At 61.2% G+C, this 11,486-nt stretch carries 7 protein-coding genes; 5 read left to right on the top strand and 2 right to left on the bottom strand.

Annotation, left to right across the window (positions count from 1 at the left end; all coding sequences use genetic code 11):
• The first annotated feature begins 137 nt into the window (after positions 1-137).
• Positions 138-839: a DNA/RNA helicase domain-containing protein gene (locus tag JCM7685_RS07045; protein ID WP_074971027.1), complete on the top strand. Its 702-nt coding sequence runs from the start codon at positions 138-140 to the stop codon at positions 837-839.
• 48 nt (positions 840-887) lie between these two features.
• On the opposite strand, the gene JCM7685_RS07040 is transcribed toward JCM7685_RS07045, so the two are convergent.
• Together JCM7685_RS07040 and JCM7685_RS07035 are read right to left on the bottom strand one after the other, a co-directional pair.
• A complete protein-coding gene (locus JCM7685_RS07040; protein WP_074971029.1) occupies positions 888-1,553 on the bottom strand; it encodes a HEPN domain-containing protein in 666 nt (221 codons plus the stop codon).
• Positions 1,554-1,579: 26 nt separating this feature from the next.
• Positions 1,580-2,554: a helix-turn-helix transcriptional regulator gene (locus JCM7685_RS07035; protein ID WP_074971031.1), complete on the bottom strand. Its 975-nt coding sequence runs from the start codon at positions 2,552-2,554 to the stop codon at positions 1,580-1,582.
• A gap of 299 nt (positions 2,555-2,853) precedes the next feature.
• Here JCM7685_RS07035 and JCM7685_RS07030 point away from each other — a divergent pair, with 299 nt between their 5' ends.
• The 4 genes from JCM7685_RS07030 to JCM7685_RS19850 are packed head-to-tail and all read left to right on the top strand — an operon-like array spanning position 2,854 to position 11,453.
• On the top strand, positions 2,854-6,156 hold the full coding sequence (locus tag JCM7685_RS07030; RefSeq protein ID WP_074971033.1) for a TM0106 family RecB-like putative nuclease: 3,303 nt from the start codon (positions 2,854-2,856) through the stop codon (positions 6,154-6,156).
• A gap of 9 nt (positions 6,157-6,165) precedes the next feature.
• Positions 6,166-8,640, top strand: a complete 2,475-nt coding sequence (locus tag JCM7685_RS07020) for an AAA family ATPase (RefSeq protein ID WP_170848991.1) — start codon at positions 6,166-6,168, stop codon at positions 8,638-8,640.
• Positions 8,637-9,968: an McrC family protein gene (locus JCM7685_RS07015; protein ID WP_074971035.1), complete on the top strand. Its 1,332-nt coding sequence runs from the start codon at positions 8,637-8,639 to the stop codon at positions 9,966-9,968. Before JCM7685_RS07020 ends, JCM7685_RS07015 begins: the two co-directional genes overlap by 4 nt.
• Before the next feature lie 57 nt (positions 9,969-10,025).
• Positions 10,026-11,453 (top strand): hypothetical protein, encoded by a 1,428-nt coding sequence (locus JCM7685_RS19850; RefSeq protein WP_170848992.1) that lies wholly within the window; start codon positions 10,026-10,028, stop codon positions 11,451-11,453.
• The last annotated feature ends 33 nt before the right edge of the window (positions 11,454-11,486 follow it).

Genomic DNA, 11,486 nt, shown 5'->3' with positions numbered 1-11,486 from the left:
TGCGCCAGCTGGAAAGCTACGCCGCCACGGGCCTGCTCACCCGCGCGCCAAAGGGGTCACTTTTGGACGCCGATCAGGGGGCCCGTTTGAATGCCGATTGACAGCTTGACGGCGGGCCGGACGTTCCAGGTTCCGGCATGTTCAATGAGGGCGGGCTCGGCGGTGTCGAGGTTCGACGGGAGCCATCTCTGCACCTGTCAAACGCCATACGGGCGTATCGAAACCCCCTTCATGCTCAGTGGGTGGCGCGCCTTCTGGATGGCGACATTGCGGAGGCGAAGGCCCTGGCCGCCAGAATGGACGCCCCGCCAGCTCTGATGACGCGTGACCTCGCCGTCGCGAAGCAATGGCTACGTCAACGGCGACGAGGCGGTCGAACCGTCGGCCTGCTGGCGAGCTCGGGGGCCGTCCGCCTCGTCGGCGAGGGAGTGCCGCCTTCACCGCGATCGAATGAGTTGAACCCCATCGGCCACTGGTTCTTGAAGCCCTTCACGGATTTCCGCAGCGCTGGCGCGCTTGAGACTCCGATGAGCGAGTTTGGGTGCCAGGGGCTCGAGTTGGATTATGCTTGCCTGTGTTGGGGTGGCGACCTGATCTGGAATGATCAGGGTTGGCTGCCCAGGATGATGCGTGCGCCTCGATGGCAGATTGCTCGAGACACTGAGAAACAGCGTTTTCGGCTGAATGGCTATCGCGTGCTGCTTACCCGGGCCCGGGCCGGTCTCGTGCTCTTCGTGCCGCGGGGCGAGTCTGATGATCCGACCCGTTCCCCGGATGAGATGGACGCCTGTGCCGACGCTCTGATTGCAGCGGGGTGTGCGGAACTCACAAAGAACTAGAGGCGCCGCTGATTGGACTATTGAGCGTATGAACTGCGGACAGTCTGGCTACTCGACCACCGGGTAGAAGGGACGCCCCCAATCCTCATTCGGGTTGTCCATCATCAGGTCCACGAAGACCGGGAGGAGGAAGCCGAGTATCGCGGCGCCGTCACGGACCTGTGCTCGGTTCACGCCGCTGTTCCACGTCGATCCGCCATGCACCAGCTGATTGCGCAGCACGTAGAGCCGGTCGAAGACGAAGCTGAGAACGCGAACGCTGTCGCCGGCCTGGAACGCCTGTGCAAAGCTGCGCGAGGAGGTCCGGAACCTTTCCTCCCAATCCTCGAACCCGTCTATGCCGTTCTGATGCTGCCAGAATGGGTTAAAGACGAAGCGGTTCTCCATGAGCATCCGAACTGGACCTGAGAACCTTTGCCATAGCGCCTTGTAAACGCGTCGCTCTTCATCCCGCGCCACCAGCTTGCCAAAGTAATCGACGATCGCAGCCCTTTCCCCGGGTGCAACCCACTGGAATTCGCGCTCGTCCGCATAGGCTGCGTTGAAGGCAATCCAGAGGAAGATGAAGCGTGCATCGTGATCGTCGCCGCACGCCTCTGCTCGGCCGATCCAGCTGATGGAGCGGTGCACGCGTAGCCCCATTGTCTCGGGAAAGCCCGCACGGATAGCGCGTTGCTTCTCCTTCAAAGCGCTGAACGTCAGGCTGTCCGTCATCGAATTCCTCCATTTCAAATACTCGTTCATGGCATCGCGCCGAAGTCGGACCGGCGGTATCCGTCGACCATCGCGCGGAGCGGCTCCGGGGCAATGACCTCGACCTTGTTTCCCCACTGGTAGAGGTGCCAAGTCATCTCCAGCCAGCCCGACGCCTCGAAACGCACGACGAGGCTGCCGTCGTCCTGCGGCTCAAGCACTTGCCGGGGATGAAAGCGAAATCCAGCGGCGCGTTCGGCTGCCTCGGGCGTGAAGCGCCAGATCACCTCGCCATATTGTTCGGGATCCTGCCAGACCCCGAAGGACCGTGCAGCGTAATCCACGATGCTGAAACCCTCCTGAAGCGGGAAGCTCTGGTCGAGGACTTCCGCCGCACGGATCAGGTCGATGCGGAAATTGCGTACCTCATTTGCCTTGGCGGGGTCGCGTGCCGCCAGGTACGTCCGGTGGCCCAGCAAGACGCCATGTGGTTCCAGGATGCGGTTTGCGTCGTCCTGGTTGTAGCGCACACTCAGGCGAAGCGGGCCGCGCAGTGCCTCGATGATGGCATCGAGCACGTCAATCTCGACGCTGACTTTCGGGCCAGGGCGCGTGACCTGTCCCATGGCGGCCAGGACCGCCTCTGCGTCGGTCTCGATACGGGAGCGGGAGGGCGCCTGAGCCAGCAGCCCCTCACGCAGATCAGCCAAGGCTCGTGCATGTCGTAGCCGACCCTCAGCCTCCGCTCCGCGGACGGCGATCTCCAAGGCTTCCACACCTGTTTCATGGCGAAGTTGGAGGCGGTCGAGGCCAGGATCGATCAGGCGCCAGCGTCGTTTGCGGTCCTCGCCATCCTCTACCAAGACGTTTCCAAAGGTTTCCTCCAGCGCGTCGGTCATCCGCTGCGCCGTCCGATGCGACACCTCGAACTCAAGCGCAATCTCCTCGAGGCTGATCCCACTGCGTCTTGCCGCAGCCAACTGTGCGAGCCGGATCAGGTCTTGAGCCTTGGAAAAGGACATGCGCGCCTCGCAGCCTGCCAGCTTTTGTCACCCCCAGAGGCTAGAAAGGTCGTTGCGTCCTGTCGAGCCGATTCTCTGAAGTGTTCGAAAGTAAAAAGTAGTGGGGCCCGACAGGCGCACCGAAGCGAGGGAGACCAGCGGAGACATGCGTGGGGGTGTGCTCAATATGGAAGTTCAGACTTTCAAATCTCCATTGCTTATCTGACAGTTATTGACACCCACAGGGGTGATTTAAGAAGCTGCAATCAGGAGACGTTTTCCGCGGTTCGGGTTGCGCTCATTGACGATTGAAGGAGCCCATGCGGGAAATCGGCGGCAACATCCTCTTCTCGGCGAGCGACCTGATGCGGTTCATGGGCTGCGCCCATGCCACGACGCTCGATCTCATGCGCCTGCGCGGCGAAGGGCCGGAGCCGGGCGAGGACAGCGAGGATGCTGCGCTTCTACAGAAGCAGGGCGACGCGCATGAGGCCGCGCATCTGGAGCGTTTGAAGGTTTCTGGCAGGTCCGTGGTCGAGATCCCGCGCGGCAATCTGGCGCGCGATGCGGAGGCCACGCGCGTGGCGCTGACCGAAGGTTCAGAGGTGGTCTTTCAGGGCGCGTTCCTGTCGGGCAACTGGGGCGGCTGGTCCGACTTCCTGGAGCGCGTAGAGCGCCCATCGGCACTCGGGCCCTTCAGCTACGAGGTCGCCGACACCAAGCTGAAGCGTCGCCCCCATCCGAAACACGTCCTCCAGCTCGTGCTCTATTCCGACCTTCTCGCCGAGGTTCAGGGCGCGGCGCCTGAATTCGCCCACGTCGAGCTCGGCTCGGGGGAGCGCGCAACCCTGCGCCTCGCAGATTACGCGCACTATGCACGCGGCGCGCGGGCACGGCTGGAGAACTTCGTGGCGAACCCGTCGCACACGCGCCCCATCCCCTGCGCCGATTGCGCCTTGTGCCGCTGGGCCGACCATTGCGAAAGCGTCTGGGCCGCCGAGGACAGCCTTTTCAATGTGGCGGGTATCAGCCGCGGACAGGTGAAGAAGCTCGAAGCGGCGGGGATCACGACGATGGAGGCGCTGGCTCGCCTCGACCACCCCATTCGCGGCATGGCCGAGACCACGCGGGCAAAGCTCGTCACGCAGGCCCGCCTGCAACATGCCCGCAAGACGGGGGCGCCGGCTTACGAACTGCGCACAGCCGAGCCCGGCAAGGGCTTCGACCTGCTGCCCGAGCCCACGCCCGGCGACATTTTCTACGACATCGAGGGCGATCCACACTACGATGGTGGCCTCGAATACCTGCACGGCGTGTGGTGCGACGGGGACTTCCACGCGTTCTGGGCACATGATCACAAGGCCGAGGCGCAGGCCCTGTCGGAGCTGCTGGCGTTCTTTCGCGCGCGGCTCGACGCTTACCCGGATGCACGGATCTACCACTATGCGCCTTACGAGGTCACCGCGTTGCGGCGGCTGACCGCGAAATACGGGATCGGCGAGGCGTTCCTAGACCGGCTCCTGCGCGAGCGCCGGCTCGTCGACCTCTACGCCGTTGTGCGCGGCGGACTGATCTGCTCGGAGGCGAACTATTCCATCAAGTCGATGGAAGCCTTCTATGACCGAAAGCGCGACGGCGCGGTGAAGACGGCAGGTGGGTCGGTGGTCGCCTACGAGCGCTGGCGCGACACGGGCGAGCAGCAGATCCTTGACGAGATCGAGGAGTACAACCGCATCGACTGCATCTCCACCGAGGAACTCAGGGATTGGCTGGTTCGGGTCCGGCCGGAAGGCCCCTGGCCGCGTCTGGCCGGCGATGCGGGCGACAAGGAAGAGGCGGAGGATGCCGACGCCTCAGAGTTGCGCGCCATGCTCGCAGCGTCCGGACTGCCCGACGAGCGCCAGCAGATGCTTTTCAACCTCGGACTGTTCCACAAACGGGAGGCGAAACCCGCGCAATGGGCCGTGTTCGACTCGGCCTCCAAGGACGAGGATGAGTTGATCGACGACCTCGACGCGCTTGCCGGGCTCGAGGCTCTCGGGCCGGCGGAACCAGAGAAGCGATCCATGGCGCGAACCTATCGGTTCCCGCCCCAGGAGACGAAGCTGCGGAGCGGCAAGAAGGCGACCGTGCCAGTCGTCGACGGACCGCCTGCCACCATTGACATTGCGGCTCTCGACCGGACGAGGCGAGAAATCACTCTCAAGGCGGGACTAAAGAAAGCGCACCTGCTGGGCGAGCGCCTCACGCTGCACCCGGACTGGCCGCTCAATACAGGCGTAATCGCCGCGGCACTGCGTGACGTCATCGCGGATCAATGCGGGCCACGTCGGTTCACCGCCATCGACGACCTCCTGTCCCGCGCAGCCCCGCGCCTAACAACCGGCCCGAAACCCGACCTGCTGGAGGGAGCCGATCCCGTGGCCGGGACGATCGCGGCAGTGGGCGCGATGGACGGCACCGTGCTACCGATCCAGGGGCCGCCAGGCACCGGCAAGACTTATGTCACGGCGCGGGCGATCCTGTCTCTCGTACGGAAAGGTCACCGCGTCGGCGTGGCCTCGAACAGCCACGAGGCCATTCGCAATGTGCTGATGGGGTGTCTTCTTGCGCTGGAAGACGACGACCCGGACATCACATTGGAGAACGCCGAGCTCGCTCACAAGGTGAGTGGTGAAGACGACGGTTATCCCGAGGGCTTCGCCGGCATCACCCGCGCCACGTCCAACGATGACCCTGCGCTGACAGAGGCCAATGTCGTTGGCGGAACTGCGTTCTTCTTCTCGCGCCCGGACCTCGAGCAGTCGCTGGACTGGCTTTTCATTGACGAGGCTGGACAAGTCGGCCTCGCGAATATGGTCGCCATGGGGCGCGCTGCACGCAACATCGTGCTGGTCGGCGATCCGCGTCAGCTGCCGCAGGTGATCCAGGGCGCACACCCCGAGCCTGCGAACCTATCATGCCTCGACTGGATGCTGGGCGATCACGCGACGATCCCGCCGGACCGCGGCATCTTCCTTCCTGTCTCGCGGCGCATGCATCCTGAGGTCTGCCGCTTCATCTCAGAGCAGGTCTACGAGCGTCGGCTGACCAGCCACCCCGATACGGCACGCCAACTCGTCAGAAGCACCCGGTTCCCCGAGGCGGGGGCCTTCTGGGTGCCGGTCGCGCATGAGGGCAATGCGCAGGTCTCGACCGAGGAGGTCGCCGCGATCCAGGCCGCGGCCGCTGACCTGCTGCAAGGCGAGTGGACGGAGAAGAACGGCACGCGCCGCCCCATGCGCGAGACCGACATCATCGTCGTCGCCCCCTACAACGCGCAGGTGAACGCCCTTCGCGACGCGCTGCCGCTCGGCATCCGCGTCGGCACGGTCGACAAGTTCCAAGGACAGGAGGCGCCGGTCTGCCTAGTCTCCATGACGGCCTCATCAGCCGAGGAAACGCCGCGCGGGATGGACTTCCTCTTCTCCCTCAACCGCATCAACGTGGCTGTCTCGCGCGCCAAGGGGCTGGCGCTGGTCTTCGGCGCACCGCGTCTGCGCGAGGCGAAGTGTGAAACGGTCGAGCAGATGCGGCTGGTAAATACGCTCTGTGCGTTGAATGCAGTGAATTTCAGAGTCTAAAGAAAAAAGATGATAAAAACTGAAGACGGCTGGCTACAAATCAAGAAAGAGCAGGCGCTCGCCTTCGGCAAGCCAGTGCCATCTGGCTTCGTTGTTCGCCAGGGGTCAACCGCGATGCGGGAAGGATCCCCAAATAAGAAACGCGACAGGCCCGAACGAGACCGTTTGGTTGAACAGGGTATTCTCGTCCCCGATGAGAATCCGGCACTTTTTCGTTTCAGCGTCGATCATGTGTTCAACAGTCAGAGCCGTGCAGCGGGCGTGGTTATCGACGGAAATAGCAATGGTAGTCATTGGCAACCTGCAACGATGAACCTTCCCACACAGGTCGAAACGCGAGGCATTTTCACGAGGCCAGAGGTCGAAGAGTCGATGGATGCCTTTGATCGCTACAGTAAGAACGGCGAGGAAAGCGAAATATTCCGCCACTTTGGTGATCCGCGGGACTACTGGGTGCGATCCAGCCGCGACCGTGAGAACCGCGTCTACCCCAGCAAGCCGCTCGTAGGATACCTCCTGAAAAAGACTGAGCTGAATGGTGGTTGGGGCCAAAAAGCTGACGCGGCTGCCAGGCTTCACAACTCCGGCTTCATTATCGTTGATCAGGCGGATGAGCCTGTTCAAGCGCCCGAACGATACGAGCACCTAATTTCAGGCGCTGATCGTATCAGGCTATGCGCACTCAATTACTTTATCGAGCCGGCTCGGGAGAAACGCCTAAAGACTGTGACCGTACGTGCTGGAGACCTGGCCAGCGCAATGGGGCTTAAGAACGCTTTCCCAAATATCTGCCAAACTCTCGGTGGCGAGAAGCTTCAGCAGCTTGCGAAGGTCCCGCCGCCCGCGATTTCAGAACCGAATCCTAGCAGCTCAACAACATTTACCTACCAACTTGGATCTAACTCGGAAGCGGACACAATGCACCAAGCGAGCACGACGATATCGGCGTCCGCAACCAACCTAATCCTTTATGGGCCGCCAGGGACCGGGAAGACCTTCACCACTGCGGCGGAGGCGGTGCGGCTCTGTGGTGAGCCAGTCCCGCAGGATCGGACCGAGCTCATGGCGGTCTACCAGAGGCTCGTGGCGGCCGGGCATATCGAGTTTGTCACGTTCCACCAGTCGATGTCCTACGAGGATTTCGTCGAAGGTCGGCAGCCCATGACCGGGGTGGATGGAGACGGCGAGGCGGAGTCTGCCGGCTTCCGGCTCGAAACGGTCCACGGGATATTCAGGCGGATCGCGAAGCGCGCGGAGACCAGCCGTGGGCGCTCATCGGGCGATGACATGATCAGGCTAGAGGGCCGCCAGGTCTTCAAGATGTCGATCGGCGAAGCGAACAACCCCGAGGACGCGCACCTGTTCGAGGAAGCAATAGAGGGCGGCTACACACTCCTCGGCTTCGACGACATCGACTGGAGCGATGAGAAGTACGCAAGCCGTGAGGCGATCTTCAATGCCTGCAAGAACCATCGAGACGGCGGCGGCGACCTAGATGCAAGATCCGGATGGGTTCAAATGCCCTTCCGATTCCGGAACTGGGTCCGGCAAGGCGACATCGTGATCGTGTCGAAGGGAAACCAGCAGTTCCGTGCCATTGGGGAGTTCGTCGGCGACTACGAGTTCAAGCCACGGCCGGAAGGGGGCTATGCCCACCGGCGCGCGGTGCGATGGCTTTGGGTGGATAGTGACGGGGTACCGGTCAGCGAGATCTACAGCCGCGGCTTCATGCAGCAGTCGATCTATCTGCTCTACGACAGCGAGCTCAATATTCCTGCTCTCGAGCGCTACATGAATAGCCAGAGGAGCGACGGGGGTGGCGAGCCCGATCAGTTCGTCCTTATTATCGACGAGATCAACCGTGCGAACATCTCCAAGGTCTTCGGCGAACTGATCACCCTTCTCGAGGCCGACAAGCGGCTCAATCAGCCGAATGCGGTGCGGCTCCGCTTGCCCTATTCCGGGGACGAGTTCGGTGTGCCGTCCAACCTGCACATCCTCGGCACGATGAACACCGCCGACCGGTCGATTGCGCTTCTCGACACAGCACTCCGGCGCCGGTTCACCTTCCGTGAGATGATGCCCGACGCATCAATCCTCAAAGACGCTGCCGAGAAATGCGGGATCGACCTGCCGCGACTGCTCACCACCATCAACGAGCGGATCGAGTATCTCTACGACCGCGAACACCAGATTGGACACGCCTACTTCACTGCGTGCAGTTCGCGAGTAGATGTCGACGAGGTCATGCGCCACAAGGTAATCCCGCTCCTCGCGGAATACTTCTTCGAAGACTGGGCAAAGATCGCGGCGGTGCTTGGCGACCTGGAACCGGGCGAAAGTTCGATCACTGGTAGCTTTCTCAAACGTACGATCCTGAAACCGCCTCCGGGCCTCGAGGACGGCGATGCTGTCGCCCGGTTTCGCTGGCAGGTCCGATCCGTCGATGAAGGCTTCGACTACAGCAAGTTGGTCGGGCCATGATCCGCCGCACGATCCGCGAGTGGGAGCGCATCGCCTACGGGTCCGGCGACGCCGAGATCCCGGAGACGCAGGCTGATCGGCTTGCCGCGGTTGCGAGGACGTCGACCTTCTCCGGGCGCCGGGGTGAGGGTGTTCTGGAACACGGACGGAAGGGGCTACGCGCGCGTGGCGTTGTCGGCGTCATTGCCACCCCCGGCTGCCAACTGGAGATTCTCCCAAAGATCGAGGGGGGCGGGGAGAGCGGGGTGTCGGATACGGTGCTCCGGCAGCGCCTCATCCACATGCTTGCGGTGACCTACGATCTGCCAATCGAAGCCGGCGCGATGACACAGCTTGGCTGGCAGCGCGAGACCGTGCTCGAACTTCTTATCCGCCTGTTCTGTGCGAAGCTCACTGACGCGGTCCGGCAGGGGATGCCACGCCACTACCTCGAACACGAAGACGACTTGCCTGCGCTTCGGGGACGCCTTGACGTGATACGGCAGTTCTCGACGCTCGCGGTTTCACCACAAAAGCTCGCATGCCGTTTCGATGCCCTTTCGCCTGACATCGCTCTGAATCAGGTCATGCGGGCGGCTGTCAGCAAGCTGTCGCGTCTGTCCGGTGCTCCGGATAACCAGCGCGCGCTGCGCGAGCTGAGCTTCGTGTACGCCGACGTAGCCGACGTTCCTCCGAACGCCCTCCGCTGGGACCGGATCGTCCTGGACCGCACCAATCGTCGTTGGCGGGATCTCCTGTCTCTCGCGCGCCTCTTTCTATCGGACCGGCACCAGCAGACGAGCGCGGGGACGATCGACGGTCACGCGCTACTCTTCGAGATGAACGTCTTGTTCGAAGCATACATCGAACGGACCCTGTCGCGTGCTCTGGCCGGCACGGGCTTCCGTGTGTCGTCGCAAGGCGGCCATCGGGATTGTCTCTACGAGGGCGAGACCGGCCGCTTCCGCACAAGGCCGGACCTCATCGTCCGGCAGGGCGAGAAGATCGCGCTGATCATCGACACGAAGTGGAAGCGCATGACGCCACGGATCGACGATCCAAAGCAGGGGGTCAGCCAGACGGACGTGTACCAGCTGATGGCATATGGCAGGCTCTACGACTGCCCGAACGTCGTGCTGCTGTACCCCCATCATGGCGACTTGCCGCCCGATCAGATCCGTTGCCGGAACTCCATCGCGAAAAGGGGAGCAGATGAAACGCTGATCGTAGCCACGCACGATCTCGCCGGCACTCAGGGAGACCAAAGAGAAAGTTTGCGACAGCTGGTCGTCAATTCTCTGGTCTTCGGCGCATCGCGCGTCGATGCAGTAGATCATGAAGTGGTTTGAGCAGATGCGACTAGTGAGTACATTGCGCGCGCTGCCGTTAGCGAAAACGGCTGAATAATGAAGAGCCTGTTTTCTAAGTTGAGACGCAAGCTGGGTGTATCTCCGGAGGCACCCACACATCCAGATTTAAACCCACCATCTGATTGGGGTGGCCCCGAAGCCGAATACATGCCCGGCGCTGCAAAGGCTGAGGCCCGCTCCGAGCCTGACGAATCGGCGGCCGATCCCCGGCAGGTAATCGAAGACAGCGTTCACCCAGATCTGCTTCTTATTGAGCCTCAAATTCTTGCGGAGGATCCTTCTGGCAACCCGCATGCCGAAGCTCCAATACAATCGGAATTTCCCGCTTCTGGGCGCCAACCGCCGGCAGTCGAAGCAGTCACAGAATTTGAAGCGGAGAATGACGTTTCGGCTAACCGTGAGCCGAACCCGGATCCCGGCTTGGCTCCACCAAATCCCGATTCTTCGAGATTGAGTGCCGATCTCGAGCTTGTTGAGGCGGGTGACGAATATGATGAACTCATTGGTGACGACGATGTGTTCGATGAACAGGCCGACGATCTATGGGAGGCTGTGCTTTCCTACGACGCCGATGAGGAAATTGAACGCGCCCGCGCCAACGGTGATTTGTTCGAAGTTTCTGACTTCCATGATTTTTCGGAGTTTGGCCCAGGGGAGATCGAAAGCGAAACTGAAAGCGCTCAATGGGAAGACCTTTTGGATTTGGATCTATATGAGGAAGATCCGGATCTACTTTTTTCATTTATCGAAGAAGAGACCATCACCGATGGTCAACTATTGGACGACTACGCCGCAAGGCTAGTCAGCCAGATGCGTATAATAAAGCTTGACCAACGTTCCCTGCTTCGAGGTCGTTTGAAAGCAGTCTTGGTAGAGTTCCCGTTCTCGTCGAGTTATCGGGCTCTCTCAAGGCTGGTGCAAGCTGGCTGCAGCCTCGAAGACTTGGAAGACGCATGCGAACTAAAATGTCTTTGGCGAGAATCTCCTTGGCTTTGGTCTCATCGAAAGTTCAACAGAATGCAGCGCGCCTGGGAGACAGAGGAGCGGTTGAGCTATCGCAGCGCTCTTTCTTGGAAACTCGCATTGGCATTGATCCATCGGGTTGGGCGCGTGGAGGCCGAGCGAAGGATTTTTGACGATTGGCGAAACGCATGGCTTCAGATGCAGCCAGAGCAATCGAGTGAGGGTGATCTTATAGACCCACGGTTTTGGAGCTATCCTGCTTTCCTTAATCTCGATTGCGAGAGCATTGAACTAGCTGATCGTGAATCTTGGTATTATGAGGAGCCCATTGACGTTCAACCTTCAAGTTCCTTCCGTCTCGAAGATAGCGAAGGTGAGATTTGGCGCTTTGAGAAAAAATATGGACGCTGCGACGTTGGTTTTCTTTCATTACTTCCACACTCCAAACGGGTTGCAGCAAGAAAGGAAGCCGAGGCAAAAGAGGAAGGCAAGGATGCATAGATCGCTTTATCCATCGAAGGGCGCCCTAGTGAA

Origin of the sequence: Paracoccus aminovorans (assembly GCF_900005615.1) — a bacterium.
In the GTDB taxonomy this organism is placed as follows: Bacteria; Pseudomonadota; Alphaproteobacteria; order Rhodobacterales; family Rhodobacteraceae; genus Paracoccus; species Paracoccus aminovorans.
The sequence above is the reverse complement of the archived record's forward strand: the minus strand, read 5'-3'. Positions and strand labels throughout refer to the sequence as shown.

Bases quoted from the DNA above. Each gene is read 5' to 3' on its own strand.
- JCM7685_RS07045 (WP_074971027.1), top strand. From the start codon at position 138: ATGTTCAATGAGGGCGGGCTCGGCGGTGTCGAGGTTCGACGGGAGCCA.
- JCM7685_RS07040 (WP_074971029.1), bottom strand. From the start codon at position 1,553: ATGACGGACAGCCTGACGTTCAGCGCTTTGAAGGAGAAGCAACGCGCT.
- JCM7685_RS07035 (WP_074971031.1), bottom strand. From the start codon at position 2,554: ATGTCCTTTTCCAAGGCTCAAGACCTGATCCGGCTCGCACAGTTGGCT.
- JCM7685_RS07030 (WP_074971033.1), top strand. From the start codon at position 2,854: ATGCGGGAAATCGGCGGCAACATCCTCTTCTCGGCGAGCGACCTGATG.
- JCM7685_RS07020 (WP_170848991.1), top strand. From the start codon at position 6,166: ATGATAAAAACTGAAGACGGCTGGCTACAAATCAAGAAAGAGCAGGCG.
- JCM7685_RS07015 (WP_074971035.1), top strand. From the start codon at position 8,637: ATGATCCGCCGCACGATCCGCGAGTGGGAGCGCATCGCCTACGGGTCC.
- JCM7685_RS19850 (WP_170848992.1), top strand. From the start codon at position 10,026: ATGAAGAGCCTGTTTTCTAAGTTGAGACGCAAGCTGGGTGTATCTCCG.